The sequence below is a fragment of the Pararhodobacter marinus genome, from assembly GCF_003122215.1.
Classification (GTDB): domain Bacteria; phylum Pseudomonadota; class Alphaproteobacteria; order Rhodobacterales; family Rhodobacteraceae; genus Pararhodobacter; species Pararhodobacter marinus.
In genome coordinates this window covers 184,157-210,505 of sequence record NZ_QEYD01000007.1, presented here as the reverse complement: position 1 = coordinate 210,505, position 26,349 = coordinate 184,157, and the positions used below count along the sequence as shown (strand labels likewise).

At 67.7% G+C, this 26,349-nt stretch carries 25 protein-coding genes; 10 read left to right on the top strand and 15 right to left on the bottom strand.

All coding sequences use genetic code 11. From position 1 onward, the window contains the following. Positions 1–54: 54 nt before the first annotated feature. From C4N9_RS13180 to C4N9_RS13155, 6 genes are all read right to left on the bottom strand, one after another. Entirely contained in the window at positions 55–540 is a 486-nt protein-coding gene (locus C4N9_RS13180; RefSeq protein ID WP_109533795.1) for a PaaI family thioesterase, read from the bottom strand. 99 nt (positions 541–639) lie between these two features. Continuing rightward, on the bottom strand, positions 640–960 hold the full coding sequence (locus tag C4N9_RS13175) for a DUF305 domain-containing protein (protein WP_109533794.1): 321 nt from the start codon (positions 958–960) through the stop codon (positions 640–642). A gap of 61 nt (positions 961–1,021) precedes the next feature. Next, positions 1,022–2,149, bottom strand: a complete 1,128-nt coding sequence (locus C4N9_RS13170) for a pyridoxal phosphate-dependent aminotransferase (protein ID WP_109533793.1) — start codon at positions 2,147–2,149, stop codon at positions 1,022–1,024. Further along, the gene (locus tag C4N9_RS13165) at positions 2,146–4,437 is read right to left on the bottom strand and encodes a xanthine dehydrogenase family protein molybdopterin-binding subunit (RefSeq protein WP_109533792.1); all 2,292 of its coding nucleotides are present in this window, start codon (positions 4,435–4,437) and stop codon (positions 2,146–2,148) included. The genes C4N9_RS13170 and C4N9_RS13165 overlap by 4 nt, the downstream gene beginning before the upstream one ends. 112 nt (positions 4,438–4,549) lie before the next feature. Next, the gene (locus C4N9_RS13160) at positions 4,550–5,275 is read right to left on the bottom strand and encodes a DUF3592 domain-containing protein (protein WP_109533791.1); all 726 of its coding nucleotides are present in this window, start codon (positions 5,273–5,275) and stop codon (positions 4,550–4,552) included. Positions 5,276–5,324: 49 nt separating this feature from the next. Continuing rightward, on the bottom strand, positions 5,325–6,554 hold the full coding sequence (locus tag C4N9_RS13155; protein ID WP_109533790.1) for a pyridoxal-phosphate-dependent aminotransferase family protein: 1,230 nt from the start codon (positions 6,552–6,554) through the stop codon (positions 5,325–5,327). A 113-nt stretch (positions 6,555–6,667) separates the two neighbouring features. Here C4N9_RS13155 and C4N9_RS13150 point away from each other — a divergent pair, with 113 nt between their 5' ends. Both C4N9_RS13150 and ygfZ read left to right on the top strand, forming a co-directional pair. After that, complete coding sequence (locus C4N9_RS13150) at positions 6,668–7,354, top strand: fused DSP-PTPase phosphatase/NAD kinase-like protein (RefSeq protein ID WP_109533789.1); 687 nt, start codon at positions 6,668–6,670, stop codon at positions 7,352–7,354. Positions 7,355–7,418: 64 nt separating this feature from the next. Beyond that, positions 7,419–8,225, top strand: coding sequence for a CAF17-like 4Fe-4S cluster assembly/insertion protein YgfZ (ygfZ, locus tag C4N9_RS13145; protein ID WP_109533788.1), 807 nt, complete (start codon positions 7,419–7,421; stop codon positions 8,223–8,225). 8 nt (positions 8,226–8,233) lie between these two features. Here ygfZ and C4N9_RS13140 read toward each other — a convergent pair whose 3' ends face one another. The 5 genes from C4N9_RS13140 to acnA form a co-directional block, all read right to left on the bottom strand. Then, positions 8,234–8,590: an Mth938-like domain-containing protein gene (locus C4N9_RS13140; RefSeq protein ID WP_109533787.1), complete on the bottom strand. Its 357-nt coding sequence runs from the start codon at positions 8,588–8,590 to the stop codon at positions 8,234–8,236. A 28-nt stretch (positions 8,591–8,618) separates the two neighbouring features. Further along, positions 8,619–9,587, bottom strand: coding sequence for a protein translocase subunit SecF (secF, locus tag C4N9_RS13135; RefSeq protein ID WP_109533786.1), 969 nt, complete (start codon positions 9,585–9,587; stop codon positions 8,619–8,621). Between the two features lie 12 nt (positions 9,588–9,599). Next, positions 9,600–11,264 carry a protein translocase subunit SecD gene (gene secD, locus C4N9_RS13130; RefSeq protein WP_109533785.1) on the bottom strand — a complete coding sequence of 555 codons (1,665 nt, stop codon included), beginning with the start codon at positions 11,262–11,264 and terminating at the stop codon, positions 9,600–9,602. A gap of 125 nt (positions 11,265–11,389) precedes the next feature. Next, positions 11,390–11,722 (bottom strand): preprotein translocase subunit YajC, encoded by a 333-nt coding sequence (gene yajC, locus C4N9_RS13125; protein ID WP_109533784.1) that lies wholly within the window; start codon positions 11,720–11,722, stop codon positions 11,390–11,392. A gap of 520 nt (positions 11,723–12,242) precedes the next feature. Then, on the bottom strand, positions 12,243–14,993 hold the full coding sequence (acnA, locus tag C4N9_RS13120) for an aconitate hydratase AcnA (protein ID WP_109533783.1): 2,751 nt from the start codon (positions 14,991–14,993) through the stop codon (positions 12,243–12,245). A 342-nt stretch (positions 14,994–15,335) separates the two neighbouring features. On the opposite strand from acnA, the gene C4N9_RS22265 reads away from it, so the two are divergent. Beyond that, positions 15,336–16,439, top strand: a complete 1,104-nt coding sequence (locus C4N9_RS22265) for a DUF1223 domain-containing protein (RefSeq protein WP_245902547.1) — start codon at positions 15,336–15,338, stop codon at positions 16,437–16,439. A 1-nt stretch (position 16,440) separates the two neighbouring features. Here the strand turns inward: C4N9_RS22265 and C4N9_RS13110 are convergent, their stop codons facing one another. From C4N9_RS13110 to C4N9_RS13100, 3 genes are all read right to left on the bottom strand, one after another. Then, complete coding sequence (locus C4N9_RS13110; protein ID WP_109533782.1) at positions 16,441–17,394, bottom strand: lysophospholipid acyltransferase family protein; 954 nt, start codon at positions 17,392–17,394, stop codon at positions 16,441–16,443. A gap of 78 nt (positions 17,395–17,472) precedes the next feature. Next, on the bottom strand, positions 17,473–18,384 hold the full coding sequence (locus C4N9_RS13105; RefSeq protein ID WP_109533781.1) for a lysophospholipid acyltransferase family protein: 912 nt from the start codon (positions 18,382–18,384) through the stop codon (positions 17,473–17,475). 127 nt (positions 18,385–18,511) lie between these two features. Next, on the bottom strand, positions 18,512–18,745 hold the full coding sequence (locus C4N9_RS13100; protein ID WP_068304285.1) for an acyl carrier protein: 234 nt from the start codon (positions 18,743–18,745) through the stop codon (positions 18,512–18,514). A 287-nt stretch (positions 18,746–19,032) separates the two neighbouring features. On the opposite strand from C4N9_RS13100, the gene C4N9_RS13095 reads away from it, so the two are divergent. Then, the gene (locus C4N9_RS13095) at positions 19,033–19,467 is read left to right on the top strand and encodes an ABA4-like family protein (RefSeq protein WP_109533780.1); all 435 of its coding nucleotides are present in this window, start codon (positions 19,033–19,035) and stop codon (positions 19,465–19,467) included. Between the two features lie 21 nt (positions 19,468–19,488). Here the strand turns inward: C4N9_RS13095 and fabG are convergent, their stop codons facing one another. After that, a complete protein-coding gene (gene fabG, locus C4N9_RS13090; protein WP_109533779.1) occupies positions 19,489–20,226 on the bottom strand; it encodes a 3-oxoacyl-[acyl-carrier-protein] reductase in 738 nt (245 codons plus the stop codon). A 277-nt stretch (positions 20,227–20,503) separates the two neighbouring features. On the opposite strand from fabG, the gene fabF reads away from it, so the two are divergent. The 6 genes from fabF to C4N9_RS13065 all read left to right on the top strand — a co-directional run bounded on the left by fabF (position 20,504) and on the right by C4N9_RS13065 (position 26,346). After that, the gene (gene fabF / locus C4N9_RS13085; protein ID WP_109533778.1) at positions 20,504–21,766 is read left to right on the top strand and encodes a beta-ketoacyl-ACP synthase II; all 1,263 of its coding nucleotides are present in this window, start codon (positions 20,504–20,506) and stop codon (positions 21,764–21,766) included. Then, complete coding sequence (gene mltG, locus C4N9_RS13080; RefSeq protein WP_109533777.1) at positions 21,766–22,911, top strand: endolytic transglycosylase MltG; 1,146 nt, start codon at positions 21,766–21,768, stop codon at positions 22,909–22,911. Before fabF ends, mltG begins: the two co-directional genes overlap by 1 nt. Before the next feature lie 179 nt (positions 22,912–23,090). Beyond that, on the top strand, positions 23,091–23,435 hold the full coding sequence (locus C4N9_RS21695) for a hypothetical protein (protein ID WP_146195167.1): 345 nt from the start codon (positions 23,091–23,093) through the stop codon (positions 23,433–23,435). Continuing rightward, positions 23,350–24,705: a DNA-packaging protein gene (locus C4N9_RS13075; RefSeq protein ID WP_109533776.1), complete on the top strand. Its 1,356-nt coding sequence runs from the start codon at positions 23,350–23,352 to the stop codon at positions 24,703–24,705. Before C4N9_RS21695 ends, C4N9_RS13075 begins: the two co-directional genes overlap by 86 nt. Positions 24,706–24,892: 187 nt before the next feature. After that, a complete protein-coding gene (locus C4N9_RS13070; RefSeq protein ID WP_109533775.1) occupies positions 24,893–26,104 on the top strand; it encodes a phage portal protein in 1,212 nt (403 codons plus the stop codon). Continuing rightward, positions 26,101–26,346, top strand: coding sequence for a GTA head formation protein, RCAP_rcc01685 family (locus tag C4N9_RS13065; RefSeq protein WP_109533774.1), 246 nt, complete (start codon positions 26,101–26,103; stop codon positions 26,344–26,346). Before C4N9_RS13070 ends, C4N9_RS13065 begins: the two co-directional genes overlap by 4 nt. Positions 26,347–26,349: the final 3 nt, after the last annotated feature.

Sequence of the window (26,349 nt, the reverse complement as noted above, 5' to 3'; positions counted from 1 at the left end):
GGGCGTGCCCCCGCCCCGGCGGGGGGTGCGGGGGGCTGGCCCCCCGCCTGCCCGTTATCCGCGCAGGATGATGCAGGTGGTCGAGCCGGTGGCGTACAGCTTGCCGTCCTCGACGCCCCGGATCGTGCCCTCGGCCACCGCGGTCGAGCGCCCGGCATGCTGCACCCGCGCGCGGCATTCGACCAGCGTGCCGGGTTTCAGCGCGCGCGTCAGGTTCACCTTGTATTCGAGCGTCGTGTAGCCCGCGCCGCGCGGCAGGGTGGTGGCTACCGCACAGCCCAGCGCGCTGTCCAGAAGCGTGCCGTACCAGCCGCCATGCAGCCCGCCCATCGGGTTCAGATGTTCGAATTTCGGCTCGCCGCGAAAGGCGACCTCGCCCTCGCTGACCTCGTGCGGCCAGAAGTGCATGACGCCCGCGATCGGCGCGCCAGCCATGCGGCCGTCGAAGATCGCCTGCATGTATTCAAGCCCGGTCAGCTGCGCGACCGCGTCGCGGCTGGGCATCTCCTCGGGGCGGGTGGCGAAAAAGGGATCTGGCATCCTGCGTTCCTTCTGCGGTCCGGGAAAGGCTAGGCAGCGCTGCGTCCGGCGACCAGTGCGCTTGGGCGCAGGAGACGCAACGTCACCGCCCGCGCCCGCTCATTCGAACCGGGCAAGCCAGACCAGCATCGCGTCGAGCTGCGGACGCCGTGTCTCGATCACCGCTTCGGCCATGGCGCGGACCTCGGGGTTGTGGCCGTGCTCCAGCACCAGTTCAGCCATCTCGATGGCGCGCTGGTGCTGGGGAATCATATGGCGCACGAAATCGATATCGGCATCCCCGGTCAGCGGCACATCCAGCATCCGCGTCTGGATGTCGAGTTCGGCAAAGGCCCGGGCCGAGGGCGTATCGGGCAGGCTCTGTGCCGGCAAAAGCGTCGGGCACAGGGTCAGCAACAGGGCGATCAGGCAGCGACGCATGGGATCTCCGGCATATCGGGCGGCTTGGGGACAGAACGGCGCACCGGGCGCGCGGGTTCCCTCAACCGCCGGTTCCGACCTGCCCAGGCGCCCGCGCGGCGGCCAGCGCTTCGGGCAACACGCGGGCGAAGGCGTCGAGCTCGGCCTCGGGGCCGGTGCTGACGCGGATGCAGCGGTCTTGCGGTGCGACGAAGGGCATGCGGATGAAGACCCCGCGTTTCACGGTCTCGGCCAGCACCCGCCGCGCGAAATCGCCGTCGGCGCCGCAATCGATGGTGACGAAATTGGTGGCCGAGGGCAGGGCGCTCAGCCCGTTATCGGCAGCGATCCGTGCGATGCGGTCGCGTGCCGCCGCCACCTTGTTCGTGATGTCCTGCAGGTAGGCCGCGTCCTCCAGCGCGGCCAGCGCGCCGATCTGCGCCGCGCGGTTCATGCCGAAATGGTTGCGCACCTTGTCGAAGGCCGCGACCAGCCCCTTCGCGGCGATCGCGTATCCAACCCGCGCGCCCGCCAGCCCATAGGCTTTGGAAAAGGTCCGGAAGCGGATCACGCGCTCGTCCCGCGCGTCGATCCTGGGCGCGGTGCCGTCGGGCGCGAAGTCGACATAGGCTTCGTCGAGCACGAAAAGCGTGCCCTCGGGCACCCGCTCGAGCGCGGCTTCCAGCGTCGCCGCGTCGTGCCATGTGCCCATCGGGTTGTCTGGATTGGCGAGGTAGACAAGTTTCGCCTGCATCTCACGCGCCTTGTCCATCAGCGCTGCGGGGTCTTCGTGGTCATCCCGGTAGGGCACCTTGTGCAACACGCCGCCGAAACCCGCGACATGGTAGTTGAAGGTGGGATAGGCGCCTTCGGAGGTCACGACCGCGTCGCCGGGTTCGACCACAAGCCGCACGAGATACCCGAGCAACCCGTCGATGCCTTCGCCGATGATAATGTTGTCAGGGCTGACGCCGTGCTTCTGCGCAAGGGCCTGCTTCAGGTCGTGGCTTTGCGCGTCGCCGTATTTCCACTGTTCGCCCGCCGCCTGCCGCATCGCCTCGATGACGCGGGGCGAGGGGCCGAAGCCGTTCTCATTCGCGCCAAGCCGGGCGATGAAGGGCGCGCCGCGCTCGCGTTCGGCGGTTTCGGGGCCGACGAAGGGCACGGTGGCGGGCAGGCTGGCGACGAGGGCGGTGTAGCGCGGGCTCATGCGGGTTTGTCCTTGGCGTCGTTGAGCCAGCTCCAGATGCGGAGCGGCGTGAGCGGCATGTCGACATGGCGTACGCCGCGCGACCACAGCGCGTCGAGCGCGGCGTTCGAGACGGCCGCAAGCGCCCCCACGGTGCCCGCCTCGCCGCAGCCTTTCATGCCGATGGGGTTGTTTTTCGACGGCGTGGGGTCGCTGACGAAGCGGATATTGGGCACATCCGTCGCGCGCGGCACCGCGTAATCCATGAGCGAGCCGGTCAGAAGCTGGCCGTCGGCATCGAAGCGGATGTCCTCGGACGCGGCCTGACCGAAGCCCTGCACCACGCCGCCATGGACCTGACCCTCGGCCAGCTGGGGATGCATCAGCACGCCCAGATCGTCCACCGCAAGATAGCGGTCGAGCCGCATCGCGCCGGTTTCGGGGTCGATCTCGACCTCGCACAGATGCGCGCCGTTGGGGAACGACCGGCCGGGCAGTTTTGTGCGTTTTTCATGCCGCAGAAGGTCGCTGCGGCCCTTGGCGCGCGCCAGCTCGGCCGCTTCCATCAGCGTGAGCCTGCGGTTCGAGCCGGGGGCCGAGAAGATGCCGTCCTCGAAGGTGAAGGGAGCGGCCTCGATCTCGTCCTCCAGAAAGGCGGCGAAGGCCTCGACCATCGCCTCGGCGGTGCCGTGGGTGGCGGTGGTCTGCACGGTGACCGAGCGTGAGCCGCCCGTCCCGCCGCCGCGTCCGATCAGGTCGCTGTCGCCCTGCACGACCTCGATCGCGTCGAAGGGCAGGCCGGAAATATCGGCAAGATATTGGGCATAGACGGTTTCGTGGCCCTGTCCGTTCGACTGGGTGCCGACATAGAGCTTCACGCCGCCCGTGTCGGTGAATTCGATGGCCGCGCCTTCGCTGTCCTCGCCCAGAATGGATTCGATGTAATAGGCAAAGCCCATCCCGCGCAGCAGGCCCTTGCCCTCGCTCTCGGCGCGCCGGGCGGGAAAGCCCGCGACATCGCCCAGCTCCTGCGCGCGGGCCTGGACGCGGGCGAACGAGCCCACGTCATAGGTCATCTCGCCGGGCGTGGTATAGGGGAAGGCGTCGGGGGCAATGAAGTTCTTCGCGCGCAGCTCGAAGGGCGAGAGGCCCAGCTCGCGCGCGGCCATGTCCATTGTGCGCTCAAGCAGCGTGATCGCCTCGGGGCGGCCCGCGCCGCGATAGGCGTCGACGGGCGTGGTGTTGGTGTAGATCCCCTGCACGTCGAGCGTGGCGCAGGGGATGTCGTAGACGCCGGTGAACACCTTAGAGAACAGCTCGGCCTGAATCATCTGACCGAACTGCGAATTGTAGGCGCCGATATTCGAGCGGGTCTCGACCCGGTAGGCGAGGATCCGGTGATCGGCGTCGAAGGCCAGTTCCGCCGTGCTTTCCAGATCGCGCGCGCCGTTATCGGCCAGCATCGCCTCGGATCGGTCCGAGATCCACGCGACCGGCTTGCCCAACGTGATCGCCGCCTGCGCGGTCGCGTATTGCTCGGGGTATTGCATGGTCTTCATGCCGAAACCGCCGCCCACGTCGGGGGTCGTGGCGCGGACCTGTTCGGGGTCGAGATTCAGGACGCGGGCCAGTTCCCGCTTGTGGTTCCACACACCCTGACCGTTGAAGGCGAAATGCAGCCGCTTGCCGTCCCATTCCGCCAGCGCCGCGCGGGGCTCCATGCTGACGGTGGTGACGCGGTTCTGGCGCACGGTCAGGCGGGTGGTATGGGCGGCTTTGGCGAAGGCGGCCTCGACCGCTTCGGTATCGCCCAGGTGGAATTCCACTGGCAGGTTGTCGGGCACGCTGTCATGCACCGTCGCGCCGCCGGGGGCGAGGTCGAGATGCGCGGGCCGTTCGTCGAAATCGAGCATGATCGCCTCGACCGCGTCCTGCGCCAGGGCGCGGGTGTCGGCCACGACGATGGCGATGGGTTCGCCCACATGGCGGATGACGCCATCGGCCAACACCGGACGGTGCGTGGCCTTGCCCTTGCGGCCCAGCCGGTCGTTGGTCAGAACCGCCCAGAGGCCGGCAGTGACTCCCGCCGCTTTCAGGTCTTCGGCCGTCAGGACGGCATGGACGCCGGGCATCGCGGCCGCGTCCGACGTGTCGAGCCCGGTGATCACCGCATGCGCCACGGGCGCGCGCAGGAAAGCCACATGCAGGCAGCCCTCGGGCAGGATGTCGTCGAGATAGCGCCCGTTGCCGGTCAGGAAGCGCAGGTCCTCGCGGCGGCTCACGCCCTGTGATTGTCCGAATGCGCGCATGGTGTCCCCCGTCGTTCGCGGCGCGAGGATACAAACCTTCGGGGCGAGGGCAAGGGGCCGGGGAGCAAGGCAGCAGGCCGCAAGGGGCAAGAAGACGAGGCGCAGCGCGCGCTCAGTAATCGCCGTGCCACCAGCCCTTGCCGGTCACGGGGTCGCGGTAGATGGCCACGATCGTGCCGGGCTCGGGGGCTTCGGCGCCGGGATGGCCACGGCTGAGGCCGGTCAGCCCGTCTTCGGTTTCCCAGCGGATGCGCCACTGGTCCAGCGCCTTGCGGCCATGGCTCAGCCGCTGGGTGACGCGGGCCAGCTGGCGCGGGCCGTCCCGGACCGCGCGGCGCTGCGAAGCCAGCTCACGCCGGATGAGCAGCAGGCAGATCAGCGCCACAAGCGCGCAGATCAGCCCGCCCGCCCCGGCGATAAAGGCGCGGCGGCGGTCCTGCGCGGGCTCGATCTGCGCGATATCGGGCGCGGTACGGGAATATCGCAGGGCCACGCTGTCGGCGTTGCCCTCGCCCAGGTAGTAATCCGAGGTGACCGAAAAGACCTGTTCATGCGGCGTTCCGTCGCTGTCGGTATAGGACACGGTCACCAGGTAGCGGCGGCTGGTCGTGCCGTTATAGCTGCGCAGCCGCTCGATCTGGCGGTCGGTGACGGTGGCCGTGGTCAAGACCCCGTCGCCGGCGATCAGCTGGTCTTCGAGCGTGTACCAGCCCGACCATAACAGCCCGGCAATGCCCAGAATGCCGAACAGCACCACCGCGACGAAGCTGTCATGCCGCGTATAGGTGCGGCGGGACATGTCGGGGCGGGGCTGCGTGGCGGGGTTCGGGTCACTCATGCAAGGCTCCGGGCCAGCGGGTTTGCCGGTCGTTTGGTGTGACGGGCGGTTACACCGCCACCGGGCGCGGCGCGCTTTGTCCGGCGCTCTGTGCGCTCGCCAGCGCCTGCGCCGCGGCGTCGAGCGCGCCCGAGCCATGCGGGATGCCGAGCGCCTTCATGCCGGCATCCATCGTCGCCAGTGCCCCCAGCGTCATCGGCGCGTTGACATGGCCCATATGCGCGATGCGGAAATAGGCGTCGCCCGCCGGATCGCCCGGCTCGGCCATGCCCAGCCCGATCCCCAGCGTGACGCCGGCCTCGAACTCGGTCCAGCGGCGCAGGCGGGTGCCGTCGTTGCCCGACAGCCGCGCCGCCGTGACCGAGCGTCCGCGCTGGTCGGGGTTGGTGATGTTGAGCCGGAACGCGCCGTCCTTGCCCCAGGCCTCGGCGGCGGCCCAGACGGCGTGGGCCAGTGCATCGTGGCGCGCCCAGACATTTTCCAGCCCTTCCTCGTGGATCATCGTCACCGCTTCGCGCAGGCCGAACAGGTGATGGGTGGGCGCGGTGCCGTACCAGTTCTCATAGAACCACGTCGCCTCGTTGCGGGGTGTCCAGTCCCAGTAGGGCGTGCGCATGTCCGAGGCTTTCGAGCGTTCGCGCGCGCGTTCCGAGAAAAACACGAAACCCAGCCCCGGCGGCGTCATCAGGCCCTTCTGGCTGGCGGCGATCATCACGTCGGCGCCCCAGGCGTCCATGCGGAATTCGTCGCAGGCGAGGCTGGCGATGCAATCGACCATCAGCAGACCCGGGTGGCCCAGATCGTCCATCAGCCTGCGCACCGCCGCCACGTCGTTGCGGGCGCTGGTGGCGGTGTCGACATGCGTGACCATCACCGCCTTGGCGTCAGGATTCGCGCGCAGCGCCGCCTCGGCCCGCTCCAGGTCGATGGGCGAGGCCTTGCCGAAATCGGTGACGACGGTGTTGATTCCCAGCTGGCGCGCATTCTCGGCCCAGCCATGACCGAAGCGACCTGTGGCCAGAATGACAGCCGTGTCACCACGGTTGAACACATTCGTATTTGTCGCTTCCCAGGTCGCGTGGCCGTTGCCAATGTAGATGGCAAGGTTTTGCGACGTGCAGGCCACGGCCTTCAGATCCTTGCGCAGACCCGCGACCATGTCGACGAGATCGCCTTCGTAGATATTGGGTGCGGCCCGGTGCATCGCGGCGAGAACGCGATCGGGCATCACCGAGGGACCGGGAATGGCAAGGTACTGACGGCCGTTGGAAAGGTTCATGTGAGTGTCTCCTTGAGCCTGTATCGTTAGTGGCGGCGGCTCACACGGTCAACGCCGCAAGACTGGAGTGAACCGGCCCGGATGTGTGTAGCGGGCCGGAAGTCGGGGGGGCGATGGAAAACAGCAAGGCAGGGCGCCCGGTGATGGGGGATTGGGCGCTGGACGTTTGCGACGGCGATGTAAGCCCGCAAACGGCGCGAACCCTCGCCAGATTGTACCTGTTGATCTTCGATCACGGTCTGGCGCGTTTGGTGTGGAAAAACCGTTTCGAGATCGCGCCGGGCATCTGGCGCTCGAACCAGCCGGCAGAGGCGGATCTTGCCAGGATGCGCGCTGCGGGAATCACCACCATCGTCAATCTGCGCGGTGCCAGCAACCGGGGGTATCGTCTGCTTGAGGATGAATGCTGTCGCGGGCTCGGGCTGGACCTGGTGCATATCCGGCTGACCGCGAAGCGGGCGCCAAGCCGGGAAACCCTGCTTGACCTGGTGGACCTGATCCAGCGGCTGCAACCGCCGCTTTTGCTGCATTGCAAATCGGGCGCCGACCGGACGGGTTTCGTCGCGGCCTTGTGGCGGCTCTTGCGCGAAGGGGACAGTGTCGAGGCGGCAATGCGTCAGCTTTCGCCGCGCTACGGCCATTTCCCGCGCTGCCGCCGCGGTGTTCAGGGGCAGATCCTGCGCAGCTACGCGCGCGACGGCGCCGCCGAGGGGCTGAGCTTTCGCAGTTGGGTGGCCAACCGCTATTCGCCCGATGCCGTGACGCGCGATTTCCAGCACTGGCTGGCCGGGGCGCGATGACTCCGCTTGCACGCAATCGGCGCGCGGGGCTGTCAAGCCGGCCCTGCGCGCCTATATCCGCCCCATGAGCCAGACAGACCCCAACCTTCCCCCCGATACCCGTTGCGCCCCGGCCGAGGGGCGCGCGATCCTGCGCGTCGACGGCGTGGACCGCGTCAAGTTCCTGCAGGGCATGATCACGCAGGATATGGGCCGGATCACCCGCGCGGGGATCGGCTATGCCGCGCTGCTGACGCCGCAGGGCAAGCTGATCGCGGATTTCCTTGTCGTCCCGCGCGACGAGGACGTGTTGCTGGACGTGGCCGAGGATCTGGCCGACGAGCTGGCCAAGCGTCTGACGATGTTCAAGCTGCGCTCGAAAGTGACGATAGAACGGAGCGATCTGCCGGTGACGCGGGGACTTGGTCCGATGCCCGAGGGCGCGCTGCCGGAACCGCGCGATCCGGCGCTGGGCTGGCGGCTGTATGGCGCCGCGCTGAGCCAGGGCGAGGCGCCCGACTGGGATGCGATCCGCATCGCGCACCGGATCCCGGAAACCGGGTTCGAACTGGTGCCGGGCGACAGTTTCATCCTTGAGCTGGGCTTCGAGCGGCTGGGCGGGGTGGATTTCCGCAAGGGCTGCTATGTCGGTCAGGAAGTCACCGCGCGGATGCACCACAAGACCAGCCTGCGGCGCGGGCTGGTGCGCGTGGCGCTGGAGACGCCGGTGGCGCCGGGCACGGCTGTGGTGATGGAGGACGGACGCGAGGCCGGGACGGTCTGGACGCAGGCAGGGGGCGAGGGGCTGGCGCTGATGCGGCTGGACCGGATCGACGGCCCGCTCAGCGCGCAGGGTGTCGCGGTCCGGGTGCTGGACAGCCCGGAGGGCTGAAAGGCGCCTCAGCCCACCGGCAGGAGCGCCACGGCAACGCGCCGCCCCTCGGAGAGCAACACGTTATAGGTGCGGCAGGCCGCGGGCGAGGCCATCGGCTCGACCGCGAGGCCCGCCTCTTCCAGCGTTTTCCGGAAGTCAGAGGGCAGGTGGGCGATATCGCCGCCGGTTCCCACGAACAGGACGTCGATCTCGCCCGCAAGGGGCAGAAGCGCGGCGGTATCGTCGAAGCCGCCCCAAGCGATGACATGGCCGGGCGCGAAGGCCACGGGCGCGGGATGGGCGACACCGTCCAGACGGAAGAAATCGGCGCCGTATCCCTCCACGGGGCGGGCATTGCCGAAATCCATTTCGTTCAGACGCATGTCGCTCCTCCCGTTTGCCTTGGGCCGATCAGGCCGAGGTGCCGAACTGGGTGCCGGCCTTGTCGCCGCCCTTGCCCCAGTCGCGCTTGACCCCCAGCCGCTTCACGACGACCGCAGCGACGTAGACCGACGACCAGGTACCGACGAAGACGCCCCAGATCATCGCGAAGACGAAGCCCCGGATCACGTCGCCGCCCAGCATGAACAGCGAAATCAGCGCGATCAGCGTCGTGAACGAGGTCATCAGGGTCCGGGTGAGCGTTTCGTTCAGCGACAGGTTCATCACGTCGATGATCTCGCGCTGTTTGAACTTGATGAGGTTCTCGCGCATCCGGTCGAACACGACCACGGTATCGTTCAGCGAATAGCCCACGATGGTCAGCAGCGCCGCGATGATGGCCAGGTCGAACTTGAGCTGCAGCACGACGAAAACCCCGATGGTCAGGATGATGTCGTGCACCAGTGCGGCGACCGCACCCAGCGCGAACTGCCATTCGAAGCGCAGCCAGATATAGACCAGCACCGCGCCCAGAGCGGCCAGAACGGCGATCATCGCATCGCGGACCAGCTCGCCCGAGACCTTGGGGCCGACCGATTCCACCGAGGTGAATTGCAGCGTCTCGTCATAGCCCTGCAGAGCCTCTTCGACCTGCGACAGGATTTCGGGCGAGACCGATTCCTCGTCGCCCTGCGCCTGGATGCGCACCGTGGCGACGTTCTCGTCCGGGCCATAGGTCGGGTCGAAGACCTCGGTGATCGCCACGTCGCCCAGTTCGAGCGGAGCGATGGCGTCGCGGTAGGCGCCGATATCGACCGGCTGCGTTGCCTCGGTCCGGATCGAGGTGCCGCCCCGGAAGTCGATGCCGAAATTCAGACCGATGGTGAAGAAGACGGTGATCGAGGCGACGATCAGGATCATCGACAGGCCGAAGGTGTATTTCCACGGCCCCATGAAGTTGATGTCGGTATCGTCGGGAACGAGTTTCAGGCGGTACATGATAGTCGCTCCTTACAGGGCCAGCGTCTTCGGACGGCGGCGTTCGAACCACCACACGACGATCAGGCGCGTGACGAACAGCGCCGAGAAGACCGAGGTGATGATCCCCAGCCCCAGCGTGATCGAGAAGCCCCGCACCGGGCCCGAGCCCAGCGCGAACAGGATCGCGGCGGTGATGAGGGTGGTGATGTTGGCGTCGAGAATGGCGGACATGGCTTTCTCGTAGCCCAGCTCGATGGCGCGGGCCGGGCCGCGCGCGGTGCGCATCTCCTCGCGGATCCGCTCGAAGATCAGCACGTTGGCGTCGACCGCCATGCCGATCGTCAGCACGATGCCGCCGATCCCGGGCAGGGTCAGCGTGGCGCCGATGAGCGACAGAAGGGCGAAGATCAGCGCCACGTTGAGGATCAGCGCGATATTGGCGATCCAGCCGAACAGCCCGTAGCTGAGACCCATGTAGAGCAGCACCAGCACCATCGCGACCACGGCCGCGATCTTGCCCGCATCGACGCTGTCCTGACCCAGTTCCGGGCCGATCGTGCGCTCTTCGAGGAAGGTCATCTCGGCGGGCAGGGCGCCCGCGCGCAAAAGCACGGCAAGCTGAGTCGATTCCTCGACCGTGAAGCGGCCGGTGATGATGCCCGAGCCGCCGGGAATGGCGCTCTGGATGACCGGGGCCGAGACAACCTCGCCGTCGAGCACGATGGCGAAGGGGCTGCCGATATTCTCGGCGGTGTAGAGCCCGAAGGCCCGCGCGCCCGCAGGGTTGAAGCGGAAGCTCACCGCCGGACGTCCGTTCTGGTCGAAGGTCGGCTGCGCGTCGGTCAGCTGCTCGCCATTCACCACGGGCGTGGGTTCGAGGATGTAATAGAGGTCCGGATTTTCCATGTCCGGATAAACCAGCTGGCGCGGATCGCTGGCGGCATCGGCGGAGCCGGCGGTGCCCACGACGGGGTGGAAGGTCAGCCGCGCGGTGGTGCCGATCAGCGCTTTCAGCTCGTCGGCCGACCCGATTCCGGGCACCTGGATCAGGATCCGGTCGGCGCCCTGGCGCAGGATGGTGGGCTCGCGCGTGCCGACTTCGTCGACGCGGCGGCGGATGATTTCCAGCGACTGGCGCATCGTCCGGTCATCGGTGGCAAGGCGCTCGGCCTCGGACAGCGAGACGACGATCTCGTTGCCCTCCGTATGGATGTCGAGATCCTGCTGGCCGATGCCGGTCAGCGTCTGCATCGGCTGCGACAGCTGGCGCACCAGCGTCAGCGCCTGTGGCAGCTGGTCGGTATTGGCAATGGTCACGCGCAGCACGCCCGGATCGTCCGAGGGCATCCGCCGCACGCCGCCCAGGGTCGCGCGTTCCTGCCGCAGAAGGTCGCGGACCTCGGGCCAGAGCGCATCGATCCGGTCGGCATAGACATCGGTGACATGCACCTCTGCCAGAAGATGCGCGCCGCCGCGCAGGTCGAGGCCCAGATTGATCAGGTCCGAGGGCAGCCAGTCGGGCCAGAGCGCGCGGTCGGCCTCGATCTCGGGCGTGGACTGGCCCGCCTCGATGCTGGCAAGGGCGTCGTTGTGACGCTCGACCCTGTCATAGAACAGGTTGGGCGCCGCGAAGACGACGGCGCCGAGACAGATCAGCACGATGAGCGCGCGCTTCCACAGGGAGAGTTGCAGCATGGTCGGGCCTTGGGGCTAAAGACGGGCAGGACCCGGGCGGCTGGCCTGAAACATGCGGCGCGCGCGCGGGCAGGGCCGGAAACGACCGATGCCGCACCCCAGGGCGCGGCATCGGCCATGACGGGTTACTCGGTGGTCGCGGGTTCGGTCTTCGACAGGACGCTGGTGATCGTCGAACGCACGACGCGGACCTTCACGCCCTCGGCGATCTCGACCTCGACTTCGCCGTCTTCCTTGACCTTCGACACCTTGCCGATCAGGCCGCCCGCGGTCACCACCTGGTCCCCGCGACGCAGCGCGGCGACCATGTTGCGGTGTTCCTTCATCTTCTTCTGCTGGGGACGGATCAGCAGCAGCCACATGATCCCGAAAATCAGGACAAAGGGGACGAGATTCTGCAGAAGGGCTGCGCCGCCGGCGGCATCTGCGGCCTGGGCGTAAGCGGGGGTGATGAACATTGGGCTCCTCGGGATGGACAGGGGGCCGGGACACCCCCGGCAGAAGTCGCGCGCACCCTATATGCGGGCCGGTGCGAGTTCAAGCGAGAGGGGTGGGACGAGAGAGCGCATGACGCGGCTGTGTAGCGGGGCCGAAGAACCCGCGGGAAAAGCGGGGCGGGATGGCGGGGGCATCGAGCCCCCGCCATCCCGGCGGGCTGCCGCCCGCGCCCGCCCAGGGAAGGGGCACGCCCCTCCCCCGGACCCCCACGGTGGATAGTTCCGGAACAAAGATGCCGTCCCGTTTGGCCTTCCCCGCATCTTTGTTCGAAAAATATCCTCGGGGGTGAGCCGCGCAGCGGCGAGGGGGCAGACAGCCCCCTGAACGCGCGGCGCGCAGCGCCGCGCCCGGTCGCGCGAGACCTGCGCGCCGGAGGCGTGCCGGGCGAGGGCGAAACTGCTCACCCGTTTCGTTGCCGGGCGCCCGGGAATGCGAAAAGGCCCCGCGGGGGCGGGGCCTTTCCAAACGCTGTCCGCGCTGTCAGCGCGCGGCAAGGTCGCGCAGCACGTAGTGCAGCACGCCGCCATGCTTGACGTAATCGACTTCGATCTCGGTATCGATCCGGCATTTCAGATCGATGGTCTTGGTCGAGCCGTCCTTGAAGGTGATCGTGCAGGGCACGGTCGAGAGTGGCTTGATGTCGTCCGACAGCCCGTCGATCGACACCGTCTCGTCGCCGGTCAGGCCCAGCGTCTTGCGCGTGTCGCCATTCGTGAACTCGAACGGGATCACGCCCATGCCGACGAGGTTCGAGCGGTGGATGCGCTCGAAGCTTTCGGCGATGACCGCCTTGACGCCCAGCAGGTTGGTGCCCTTCGCCGCCCAGTCGCGCGACGAGCCGGCGCCGTATTCGATGCCGCCGAAGATCACCAGCGGCGTGCCCGCTTCCTGGTACGCCATGGCCGCGTCGTAGATCGAGGTCTGCGCGCCGTCCGGCCCCTTGGTATAGCCGCCCTCGACGCCTTCCAGCATCTCGTTGCGGATGCGGATATTGGCGAAGGTGCCGCGCATCATGACTTCGTGGTTGCCGCGGCGCGAGCCGTAGCTGTTGAAGTCCTTGGGCGCGACCTGCCGGTCGGTCAGGTACTGGCCGGCCGGAGTCGTCGGCTTGAACGAACCCGCGGGCGAGATGTGGTCCGTGGTGATCATGTCGCCCAGCAGCGCAAGCACGCGGGCGCCGGTGATCGGCGCGATATGGCCCTTTTCCTTGCCCATGCCCTGGAAGTAGGGCGGGTTCTGGATATAGGTCGATTGCGGCGGCCAGTCATAGGTTTCGCCGCCCGAGACCTCGACCGCCTGCCAGCGCTCGTCGCCCTTGAAGACATCGGCGTATTTCGACTGGAAGGCTTCGCGGGTGACCACGCGGTCGACCAGTTCGGCGATCTCGGCATCCGAGGGCCAGATGTCTTTCAGGTAGACGTCCTTGCCGTCGGGCGTCTGCGCCAGCGGCTCGGTGGTCAGGTCGATATTCATGTCGCCGGCCAGCGCATAGGCCACCACGAGCGGCGGCGAGGCGAGGTAGTTGGCGCGCACATCGGGCGAGATCCGGCCTTCGAAGTTGCGGTTGCCCGAGAGCACCGAGGTCGCGATCAGATCGTTATCGTTGATCGCCTTCGAGATTTCCGGCTGCAGCGGGCCCGAATTGCCGATGCAGGTGGTGCAGCCGAAGCCCACGATGTTGAAGCCCACGGCGTCCAGGTCTTCCTGCAGGCCGGCGGCCTCCAGGTATTCCTGAACGACCTGCGAGCCCGGCGCGAGCGAGGTTTTCACCCACGGCTTGCGGTTGAGGCCCAGTTCGCGCGCCTTGCGCGCCACGAGGCCCGCGCCGATCAGCACATAGGGGTTCGAGGTGTTGGTGCAGGACGTGATCGAGGCGATCACGACCGAGCCGTCGCGGATCTCGTAATCCTCGCCCTCGACCTTGGCGGTCTTGCCGATGGTGACGGGCTTGGTCGCGACCGGACCTTCGGCCGCCATGTCCTTGGCATCCGCCGACATGTCGATGCCGCGGTAATCGGCGACGACTTTCTCGAACGACTCGGCCGAGGCGGTCAGCGCGACGTAATCCTGCGGGCGTTTGGGGCCCGAGATCGCGGGCACGATGTCGCCCATGTCGAGTTCCAGCGTCGAGGTGTAGACCGGCGCATAATCCGCGCCGCGCCAGAAGCCGTTTTCCTTGGCATAGGCTTCGACCAGCTTGACGCGGGCCTCGTCGCGGCCGGTGTTGCGCAGGTAGCGCAGGGTTTCGTCGTCGATCGGGAAGAAGCCGCAGGTCGCGCCGTATTCGGGCGCCATGTTGGCGATCGTCGCGCGCTGAGCCAGCGGCAGGTTGTCGAGGCCGTCGCCGTAGAATTCGACGAATTTGCCGACGACGCCGTGCTTGCGCAGCATCTGCACGACCTTCAGCACGAGGTCGGTGCCGGTGGTGCCTTCGACCATCTTGCCGGTCAGTTTGAAGCCCACGACTTCGGGGATCAGCATCGAGATCGGCTGACCCAGCATCGCGGCCTCGGCCTCGATGCCGCCCACGCCCCAGCCCAGAACGGCGGCGCCGTTCACCATGGTGGTGTGGCTGTCGGTGCCGACGAGCGTGTCGGGATAGGCGATTTCGGTGCCGTTCTGATCGTTGTCGGTCCAGACCGTCTGCGCGAGGTATTCGAGGTTCACTTGGTGGCAGATGCCGGTGCCCGGGGGCACGACGCGGAAGTTTTCAAACGCGGTCTGGCCCCATTTCAGGAACTGGTAGCGCTCCATGTTGCGCTGGTATTCCAGCTCGACATTGCGCTGGAAGGCGCGCGGGTTGCCGAATTCGTCGATCATCACCGAGTGGTCGATCACCAGGTCGACGGGCACCAGCGGGTTGATCTTCTGCGCGTCGCCGCCCAGCCCCTTGATGCCGTCGCGCATCGCCGCAAGGTCGACCACGGCGGGAACGCCGGTGAAGTCCTGCATCAGCACGCGGGCCGGACGATAGGCGATCTCGCGCGGGTTCTTGCCGCCCTTTTCCGCCCATTCGCCGAACGCCTTGATGTCGTCGACCGAGACGGTGAAGCCGCCATCTTCGAAGCGCAGCATGTTCTCGAGCACGACCTTCAGCGAGGCGGGCAGTTTCGAGAAGTCACCGAGACCCGCATCCTGCGCGGCGGGGATCGAGTAATAGGCAACCTGCTGGCCGTCGACGGTCAGCGTCTTGCGCGTCTTGGCGGTATCTTTACCGACATTCACTGTCATGGAGGGGGCTCCCTTCGGAATAAGAGGGGTTTGGCTGGGATGCTCATGCCTCATATGGCCTCACCGATCAAGGGGGAGGCGGCGATTTTGTATACCATTGTGCACAAAAACTCTTGGGCATCGGGCAGGGATGGGCCGCTTCGCGCCGATCCGCCCGGAAACCGGGCAGGGAGAGGCTGACCGCGCGCTTTGTGTCGATCTGGCCTTCGGAACTTTCCGCCGCCTCACGCGCCGTTGCCGAGCTGTCACAAGGTGGTGTTTGAGGGCGCAAGACGGCTTGCCCCCGCTTGCACGAAAGGACATTTGCCGGTTCAGTAACGGCAAGGTTTTCAGGAGAAGCGCATGTCGCTGAACGCTCGGATGCACGATCGCATCGCGGCGCGAAAGTTTTCGAGTGCCCTCGGCGAGGGGATTCGGCTTGCGGGATTGTCCGCCGCTGTCGTGCTTGGCCTGACGATCGCTTCGGTGGTGCCGGCGGGCGCGCAGGCGCAAATGCAGGCCCAGGCACCCGGTCAGGCCGGGGATCAGTCTGGCGCTCAGCCTGGCCGTGAAGAACCTGCGGGCGCGGTGGATCATCCCGTTCTGCTGGAGCTTTACACCGCGCAGGGCTGTGCCTCGTGCCCGCCCGCCGACGAGATGATGCTCGACCTCGCCTCGCGCGAGGACGTGATCGCGCTGGCGCTGCATGTCGATTACTGGGATTACATCGGCTGGACCGATACCTTCGCCAGCCGTGACAATACCGAACGCCAGCAGCGCTATGCGCGCCGTTACGGGCATTCGACGATCTATACGCCACAGGTGGTGATCAACGGGTTGCAGATCCTCGAAGGGTTCCGGGTGATGGAGGTGATGGATACCATCGCCACCCAGCGCGAGCGCATGGCCGAGGTCGAGCTGGAATTGGTCCGGAACGACGGGGCGCTGGAGATCCGCGCCGAGCCGACCGAGAACGCCGCACCGCAGATCGCCATGGCCTCGCGCCGTTCGGCCATCAGCGGAATGGCCACGAACTCGGTGGTGGGCACGCTGTCGATGTCGCGCCGGGCGCAGGCTGACCGCGCCGAAAGCGCGGATGACACCGCGGGCGAGGTCGCGGCGGATGCCGCCGGCGCCGCGCCGGAAAGCGCGGCGAGCGCGGCTGCAGCGGCGCCGCAGTCCGAGACGCCCCGCGCCAGCACCGGCATCACCCGCGCCGGGACCGGGCCGTTCCTGTTGCAGCTGATCCGTTACCGGCCGGTCGAGACGGTCGATATCCATGCCGGAGAGAATGCCGGTCGGACGATGCGCTATGCCAACATCGTCACCAGCTGGGAGCCTCTGGGCAGCTGGGACATGATGACGCCGCTGCGTTTTACCGTCGATCTTCCGGGCGACGAGCCTGCGGTGGTGATCATCCAGGAAGCCGGGCAGGGCGAGATCGTCGCCGCAGCGCGGCTGCGCTGACTTAGGCGGTTTCCGTCGGCGAATTCGACGGGGACTTGTCGCCGCGTTGATCGCCGCGCAGATCGGGTTCGGCGCGCTTCCACCGCCGGTGCAGCCAGAACCACTGCCCGGGATGCGCGCGCACGCGGGCCGAGGCGCTGTCGTTGAGCGCCCTGGTCATCGTCAGCGGGTCGGTATGCGGGATCGGCGCCTCGATCTCGATGGTGAAGCTCAGCCCGTCGGGACTGCGCGTGGCATAGAGCGGCACCAGAAGCGCCTTGTACTTCATCGCCATTTTCGCCGCCGAGGTCGCGGTCCGGGCGGGTTTGCCAAGGAAATCGATCAGCTCGCCATTGGCCATGTAGTGATCGCCCAGAAGCCCCAGCATTCCGCCCGATTTCAGGAAGCGGATCATGTCGGCCATGCCCTCGGCCCCGCGCGGGAAAAGCGGGCTGGCGATGCTTTCGATCGTGGCGACGTAGCGGCGATTGGTGGCCGGGTTGGTCATCGGCATGTAGAGCCCGCCCACCCGGAAGCCGCGCTGGCTGAGATTGGCGCGCCAGGCATCGTAATTGCCGAAATGCGCCGAGACGAGGATCACCGGGCGTCCCTCGGCATGGGCCCGTTCCAGCGCCATCAGGCCGGGGCCGGTCGGGGTGAGGTGCGTCACCCGCTCGGCAAATTCGCGGCCTGAATTGATCTCGATGAGCGAGCGGCCGAAATTGTCGGCCACATCGCGGCAGATCCGCCGGATTTCCGCCGGCGGCATGTCGGGATAGACGTGCTTGAGATTGGCGCGGGTCCGGCGGTTGAGCGCCAGGGGACCCAGGATCGTGCGGGCAAACCACCCCATCGCGGGCACCCGGCGTTCATAGGGCAGAAGCTTCGCGGCCCCGACCACGGCCGCGCTGGCGCGGTCCTCGATCCGGTGGCGGAACGAAAGGCGGGTCCGGGATTCTGTGGTCGCGCGTGCCATGGGCAGGGTTCTAGTCCCGGCGCCGGGGGCTGTCCACTGGCCGGGTGCGGGACGGTCGATGCCGTGGCGGGCAGTGGCTCAGGGATGCGACTTCTTGCGCCGGTTGTGCCACCAGACCCATTGCTCGGGATACTTCCGAACCTGCGCGCCGAAGGCGTCGTTGAGCGCCTGCGTCATGGTTTCCGGGTCGGAATGCGGGATCGGCAGATCGGCCTCGACCCGGAAGAAGGGGGCTTCGGACGTGCGGATGCCCCAGACGGGAATCAGCAGCGCGTCGTAGCGCAGGGCCATTTCGGCGATCGAGGTGACGGTGCGCGTGGGCTGGCCGAGGAAATCGAGCATCGTGCCGTTGGGGCGGTCGAGATCGATCAGGATGCCCAGCATCCCGCCCTTGCGCAGGAACCGCACCAGCGCGCGCAGGCCTTCGCCGGTATCGGGGAACATCGGGTGACCCGAAACGGCCATCGCCTCGACATAGTGGCGATTGAGCGCGGGGCTGCCCAGTTCCTTGAAATAGCCGCCCATCTGGTAGCCGCGATGGATCAGCGCGTAGCGGGCGAGTTCGTAATTGCCGAAATGGGCCGAGACCATGATCACCGGGCGCCCGGCGGCATGGGCCTCGTCGAGCGCGGCGAGACCCGGGCCGCCCTGCGGCACCGAGGCACCGAGTCGCGTCAGGTCGCGCGGCGAGAGCACCTCGACGATGAGCCGGGCGAGGTTGCCGGGCACGGCGCGGGCGATACGGCGGATTTCCGCCTCGGGGAGATCGGGGCGGAAATGGCGCACGCCTTTCGCCACCCGGCTGCCCAAAGCGGTCACCCGCCCGATCAGCGTCCCCACCGCGCCGGCGAGCGCCACGCGCGGGCGGAAGGGCAGGCGCAGAAGCGCCAGCACGACAAGCATGGTGAGCCGGTCGCGCAGCGTTTCGGGCCGGGCGGGCGCGGTCTCGGGATCGTCGGCGAGCGGAGGCGGCGGGGTATCGGCCGTCATGCGGAAAACCGGGTCCTGGAATGAAAGCGACCGCTCCGGGGGCCGGAGCGGTCGCGGGCGTCTCGGTGTCCTTGCGGGCCTGCGGGCGGCTGTGTCGCGCCCGGGCCCGTCGGGGACCGCAGCGGGATCAGACCGCTTCGCTGATGAACTTCACCGCGTCGCCGAAGGTCTGGATGTTCTCGGCCGCATCGTCCGGGATCTCGATGCCGAATTCTTCTTCGAAGGCCATGACCAGTTCGACGGTGTCGAGCGAGTCAGCGCCCAGATCGTCGATGAACGAGGCGTTCTCGGTGATCTTGTCCTCTTCGACGCCCAGGTGCTCGACCACAATCTTCTTCACGCGATCCGCGATGTCGCTCATGATTTTGTCCTCGTTTACCTTTCGGCGGAACCCGCCCAAGTGTTGACTACGCCGTTTTGGCGATGAAGCAAAGGCGCCGCTTCGGCGCCCCGACCCGATGTCTTCGGGCCCGACCAGCGCGGGCAGGCCCCGGCTCAATCAGCGCCGCCTATAGCACAAGCTTGGGCATAGGCAAACGCTTTCGCAACCTCGATTTGCGCCCTATCCAGCCGGGGCTTGTGCGTCGGAACCGACCCAGGGTCGCGCATCGGACCCGCAAGAAAGACCCCGATGAGGATCCCGGAAACATGGCGCTGCTCTATTATGTCCTGCACCTGCCGGTGATCCCGGCCTGGCTGTTGCTCATCCTGGCGCCCGGCGCGCGCGCGACCCGGGCCTATGTGCATTCGGGCGTGGTGCCGGTGATGCTGGGGCCCGTCTACGCGGTGTTTCTGTTTTGCGGAGCGGTGCTGGGGTTTTCCGCCGAGGGCGCGGGGATGGGGTCGCTCGAGGGCGTGACGGCGCTGTTCTCGCATCCCGTGGGCGTGCTGACGGGATGGGCGCATTTCATCGTCTTCGACCTGTTCGTCGGAGCGTGGATCGCGCGCGATGCGGCCAGGCTGGGCATGGGCCACTCGGCCAGCGTGCCGATCCTGATCCTGACGCTGGTCTTTGGCCCCCTGGGCCTTGTGGCCCATATCCTGCGCCGGGTGGCGGGCGGTCACGGCTGGCGAATCGGGTGATCCGTCAGCCGCACGACGCGCTCAGAGCATCGCCATGCCGCCATTGACGTGGATCGTGGTGCCGGTGACGTAGCCCGCTTCGGGCGAGGCGAGGTAGAGCACCGCGGCGGCGATTTCCTCGGGCGTGCCCATCCGGCCCGCCGGGATCTGCGCGTCGATCTTCGCCTTCTGGTCGTCCGACAGCTTGTCGGTCATTGGCGTCGCGATGAAGCCCGGCGCGACGGCGTTGGCGGTGATCCCGCGCGAGGCGACCTCGGCGGCGATGGACTTGGTCAGGCCGATGAGGCCCGCTTTCGAAGCCGCGTAGTTCACCTGGCCCGCATTGCCGGTGGCGCCGACGATGGAGGAGATGTTCACGATCCGGCCCCAGCGCGCCTTCATCATCGGGCGCATCACCGCGCGGCAGAGCCGCATCGAGGCGGTGAGGTTGACGTCGATCACCTGCGCCCAGTCATCGTCGGACATGCGCATGAAGATCTGGTCGCGGGTGATACCGGCATTGTTGACGAGGATGTCGAGCCCGCCCATCGCCTCGATCGCCTGTTTCGGCAGGGCCTCGACCGCGGCGCTGTCGGACAGGTTGCAGGGCAGGACATGCGCGCGTTCGCCCAGCTCGGCGGCGAGTTCCTGCAGCGGCGCCTCGCGCGTGCCCGAGAGGCCGACGGTGGCGCCCGCCTGATGGAGCGCGCGGGCGATGGCGGCGCCGATGCCGCCCGAAGCGCCGGTCACGAGGGCGCGTTTGCCGCTGAGGTCGAACATGCGAAGGATCCTTTCGTCAGGCTGTACGGAGACCGGGCAGGGGGCGCTGCCCCCTCACTGGCCTCTGGCCAGTTCACCCCCGGAGTATTTCCGGCAGAGTGAAAGGGCGGGACGTCCGGCCCGGCGATTGGCGCCGGTTCTAGCAGCCGGCGGGGGCTGACGCCAGCGGGCAGGGTTTCGCCGCAGCGCGCCGCCGCTCTTTTCCCGCGCGGGAACAATGTGTATGTGGCAGGACAAAGGATTGGATCGGCCACGGGCCGGAGACGGAGGATTGCAGATGCGTCGAGTCGTTGTCACGGGGCTGGGGATGCTGACGCCGCTTGCCTGCGGGGTGGAAGAGACCTGGAAGCGGCTTCTGGATGGCCAGTCGGGGGCGGGGCCGATCACGCGCTTCGATGCGAGTCACCTGGCCACCACCTATGCCTGCGAAATCCCGTTCGGCGATGGAAGCGACGGAACCTTCAATCCCGACGACTGGATGGCCGCCAAGGACCGCCGGAAGATCGACGATTTCATCCTGTACGGGATGGTCGCGGCGACCCAGGCGGTCGAGGATTCGGGCTGGGAGCCCCGGACCGACGAGGACCGCGAGCGCACCGGGGTGATGATCGGTTCGGGTATCGGCGGGCTGACGACGATTGCCGAGACCGCGATCCTGATCAAGGAGAAGGGGCCGAAGCGGGTCTCGCCCTTTTTCATCCCCGGCAGTTTGATCAACCTCGTCTCGGGGCAGGTCAGCATCAAATACGGCTTCAAGGGGCCCAACCACGCGGTCGTCACCGCCTGTTCGACCGGCGCGCATGCCATCGGCGACGCGGCGCGGCTGATCATGCTGGGCGATGCGGACGTGATGGTCGCGGGCGGGGCCGAGGCGCCGATCAGCGAGATCGGCATCGCCGGGTTCAACGCCTGCAAGGCGCTCAGCACCAAGCGCGGCGACGAGCCGCAGAAGGCCAGCCGTCCCTATGACGCGGACCGGGACGGCTTCGTCATGGGCGAGGGCGCAGGGATCGTCGTGCTGGAGGAATACGAGCACGCCAAGGCGCGCGGGGCGAAGATCTATTGCGAAGTGCTGGGCTACGGCCTGTCTGGCGATGCCTATCACATCACCGCGCCCTCGGAAGACGGCGACGGCGGCTATCGCAGCATGAAGGCGGCGCTGGCGCGGGCGGGGATCGAGCCCTCGGATGTCGATTACATCAATGCGCACGGGACCTCGACCATGGCCGACACGATCGAGCTGGGCGCGGTCGAGCGGCTGATGGGCGAGGCGGCGTCGAAGGCCACGATGTCCTCGACGAAATCGGCGATCGGGCATCTTCTGGGGGCGGCGGGCTCGGTCGAGGCGATCTTCTGCGTGCTGGCGATTCGCGATCAGGTCGCGCCGCCGACGATCAACCTGGACAACCCGGCCATCGAGCCGAAGCTGGATCTTGCGCCCAATGCCAGGCGTGAGCGCAAGATCGACGTGGCGCTGTCGAATTCGTTCGGCTTCGGCGGCACGAATGCCAGCCTCGTTCTGGGCAAGGTCCGCGACTGATGTGGAAACACGTCGTGGCCAATGCGCTGACGTTGCTCATCGTCGGCTTCATCATGCTGGCCGGTGTGGTGGCGCTGGGCCAGCGCAGCTTTCACGGCGAAGGCCCTCTGGAACAGGCGATCTGCCTGCGCGTCGAGCAGGGCGCGACGCTGCGCGCGGTGGCCGAGGATCTGGGCGAGCAGGGCGCGGTGTCGAGCCCGATGCTGTTCCGGGTGGGCGCGCAATATGACGGGCGCCACGAGCGGCTGCGTTTCGGTTCGTACCTGGTGCCCGAGCGGGCGTCGATGGAGCAGATCCTCGATATCGTCACGCGCGGCGGGGCCTCGACCTGCGGCACCGAGGTGGTGTTCCGCATCGGCGTGACGGCGGTGAATTACGAAGTGCGCGAGCTCGATCCGGCGACCAGCCGCTTCGTGGAAACCGTCGAGCTGCCGCTGGAGACGGCCGAGTTCCCGGCGGAATACACGCAGGTGGCCGAGCAGGCCGATACCCGGTTCCGCATCGTCGTCGCCGAGGGCACCACCAGCTGGCAGATCTGGAACGCGCTGGAGAATGCCGAATTCCTGTCGGGCAGCGTGGGCGAGGTCCCGCCTGAAGGGCACCTCATGCCCGATGGCTACGAAGTGCGGCGCGGCGCGGATCGCGGCGAATTGCTGGCGCTGATGCAGGAGCGGCAGGAGGCTTTCCTGGCGCAGGCCTGGGAGAACCGGGTCGAGGGCCTGCCCTTCGAGACGGCGCAGGAAGCGCTGATCCTGGCCTCGATCGTCGAGAAGGAAACCGGCGTGGCCGAAGAGCGCCGCGTGGTGGCGAGCGTGTTCATCAACCGGCTGGGCGTGCCGATGCGGCTGCAGACCGACCCGACGGTGATTTATGGCATCACTCGTGGCGAAGGGGTTCTGGGGCGCGGTCTGCGGCGCTCGGAGCTGAACGCGGATACGCCGTATAACACCTACCGCATCGACGGCCTGCCGCCGACGCCGATTGCCAATCCCGGACGCGCCGCGATCGAGGCGGTGCTGGATCCCGAGGAGACGGAGTATCTGTACTTCGTGGCCGACGGGACGGGTGGACATGCCTTTGCCACCACGCTGGCCGAGCATAACGAGAATGTCGCGCGCTGGCGGCAGATCGAGGCGGGGCAGTAGGCGCAATCGTTAAGGTTTTAGCCATCCCGGCGTTGCGTGCCGGGGCGCGCGAGATTGACTTTTCGCACGGTTTGCGCTAACGCTATCGGCATGCTGGCAGAGTTCGGCTCAGGGCCCGGGGTTTTCCCCGGGCCTTTGTCGTTTTCGTCGCGCGGGGCAGCGAGACACGGGCAGCACTCATGAAGAAACGGGACCTTTCGACGGGGCAAGAGCCGCCGCACCATCTTGTGGCGCAGGCGGAACGGCAACTGGCCGCCTATGGCGCAGAGCTGGATGCGCTGATCGAAACCATCGGAAGCGGGGATGTCACGGCGTCGCGGGAACTCGCGACGCTGGTGGCATCCCTGCGCAAGGCTTTGGAGGCAGTTTTCAGTGAACGGGCTAAACTTGAAAAGATCGCCGAGTCGACGGGACCACGACGCGGAGAGCTGGATCTCGATGCCGCAGGCGCCGAGGTGCGACGCCGAATGGCTCGCCTGCGCGCCGCACAGGATCCGCGAGGATTTCCTGAAGGGGCTGAGTGAGGGGGCGCTTCTGGCGCTGCCCTTCCTGTTCGATTTCTGGGCGCTGCCGCATCAGGTGGCGCCCAAAGGGGCGTGGAAGACATGGGTCTGCATGGGCGGGCGCGGCGCGGGGAAGACGCGCGCGGGCGCCGAATGGGTGCGCGCGCAGGTCGAAGGCGCCGGGCCGCGCGATCCGGGCCGGGCGCGGCGTGTGGCGCTGGTGGGCGAGACGCTCGACCAGGTGCGGGAAGTGATGGTGATGGGCGACAGCGGGATCCTTGCCTGTTCGCCGCCCGACCGCCGCCCGGTCTGGGAAGCCACGCGCAAGCGGCTTGTCTGGCCCAACGGGGCGGTGGCGCAGGCCTTTTCGGCCCATGCGCCCGAGGCGATGCGGGGTCCGCAATTCGACGCCGCCTGGGCCGACGAACTGGGCAAGTGGAAGAAATCCGAAGAGGCCTGGGACCAGCTGCAATTCGCGCTGCGGCTGGGCGAGGATCCGCGCTGCGTGGTGACGACGACGCCGCGCGCCGAGGGCGTGTTGCGGCGCGTGCTGGGGCTGGACACGACCGTGGTGAGCCGGGCGCCGACCAGCGAGAACCGGGCCTTTCTGGCGCCGTCCTTCCTGCGCGAGGTCGAAGCGCGCTATGGCGGCACCAGGCTGGGCCGGCAGGAGCTGGACGGCGCGCTCTTGGAGGATGTCGAGGGCACGCTGTTCCCGCAGGCGCTGATCGACGGTTGCCGGATCGAGGCTGCGCCCGCCTTGTCGCGGGTCGTGGTGGCGGTCGATCCGGCGGTCAGCGGCAATGCGGGATCGGACCTGTGCGGTATCGTCGTGGTCGGCGCGATGACCGAGGGGCCGGTCGGGACATGGCGCGCCGTCGTGCTGGAAGATGCAAGCGTGAAGGCCACAAGTCCCACGGACTGGGCCCGCGCAGCCATAGCGGCGCGGGACCGTCACGGGGCCGAGCGGCTGGTGGCCGAGGTCAATCAGGGCGGCGATCTGGTGGCGCAGGTTTTGCGACAGGTCGATCCGCTGGTCCCGGTGCGCGCCGTTCATGCCGCGCGCGGCAAGGCCGCGCGGGCCGAGCCGGTGGCGGCGCTTTACGAACAGGGGCGGGTCAGCCATCTGCGGGGGCTGGGCGCTCTGGAGGAACAGATGGCGCAGATGACCGCGCAGGGCTTTCGCGGGCGCGGCAGCCCGGACCGGGTGGATGCGCTGGTCTGGGCGCTGCACGAGCTGATCCTCGCCCCGGCCGAACATCACCGCGCCCCGCGCACACGGGTTCTCTGACGCAACGGGGAAAAGGGGCTTCGGCCCCTTTTTTCGCGGCTGTCCACGGCCCCGTTGCGCGCGGTCGGGGCCGGCGCACGGTGGCTTCCGGCAATGTCAGGACTTTCGCCGCATCTTTGCGCCAAGGCCGAGGCGACGGGGCGTCCCGCTCCGCCCCGAGCCACCGACGCGGCAAGGAGGCACAGGCATGTTCGATTTTCTTCGCAAGGCCCCGGCAGAGCCGCCCGAGGCCAAGGCCTCGGCGGTCGGGCCGCTGAATGCGGGATTTGGCACGGGAATCGGCTCAGGCCGCGTGAAGGCGATGCAGGGACTGGCGCAGGCGCGCTGGACGGCTCGGGACACGGTGTCGCTGACCCGCGCGGGATTCCAGGGCAACCCGGTGGGCTTTCGCGTGGTGCGGCTGATCTCGGAAGCCGCCGCCGCGCTGCCCCTCGTGTTGCAGGATGCCGAGCGGCGCTATGAGGCGCACCCGCTTCTGAGCCTGCTGCGTCGCCCCAATCCGGCGCAGGGGCGCGCCGAGTTCCTGGAGGCGGTCTTCGCGCAGCTTCTGTTGTCGGGCAACGCCTATATCGAGGCCGTGGCCATGCCCGAGGGCGGTGTGCCCGCCGAACTGCATGTTCTGCGCGCGGACCGGATGTCGGTGGTGCCGGGGCCGGATGGCTGGCCCGCCGCCTATGATTACGCGGTGGGCGGGCGCAAGCACCGCTTCGCGATGGTCGAGGGCGTGGCGCCGATCTGCCATATCCGCGCCTTCCATCCGCTTGACGACCATTACGGCCTGTCCCCAATCGAGGCAGCGGCGACGGCGGTGGATGTGCATAACAGCGCCTCGCGCTGGTCGAAGGCGCTTCTGGACAACGCCGCGCGGCCCTCGGGCGCCATCGTGTTCAAGGGGGCGGACGGGCAGGGCAACCTGACCAACGAACAATTCGAGCGCCTGCAGGCCGAGATGGAAACCCATCACCAGGGCGCGCGCAATGCCGGGCGGCCGATGCTGCTGGAAGGCGGGCTCGACTGGAAACCGATGGGGTTCAGCCCCTCGGACATGGAATTTCACAAGACGAAGGATGCCGCCGCGCGCGAGATCGCGCTGGCCTTCGGGGTGCCGCCGATGTTGCTGGGGATTCCGGGCGACGCGACCTATGCGAATTACCAGGAGGCCAACCGCGCCTTCTACCGGCTGACGGTGCTGCCCTTGGCGTCCAAGGTCACGGATGCGCTGTCGCACTGGCTGTCGGGCCATGGCGGGGTCGACCTGCACTTGCGCCCCGACCTGGATCAGGTGCCGGCGCTGTCCATCGAGCGAGAGGCGCAATGGCGCCGCGTGGCGGGCGCGTCGTTCCTGACCGAGGACGAAAAGCGCGCGCTGCTGGGCCTGCCGCCGAAAGGGCAGGGATGAGCGCGCAGCGAAAGACCGTCGGCGGGTCGCGGTTTCTCTATGACAGTTTCGATCTCGCCCAGGCGCGGATCGACGCGCAGGAAAAGGTCGAAACCGAGCGCCGCGCCGGGCTGGAATACCGGCTGAGCCGGATCGAGGACGAGTTGAAGCGGCTGGAAAAACGGCTGTGGCTGGCGGTTTACGGCGTGGCCTCGGGCGTGGTGGTGCATGGCGCGCTGGCCTTCTTGGCAACGCAGGTTTGAAGG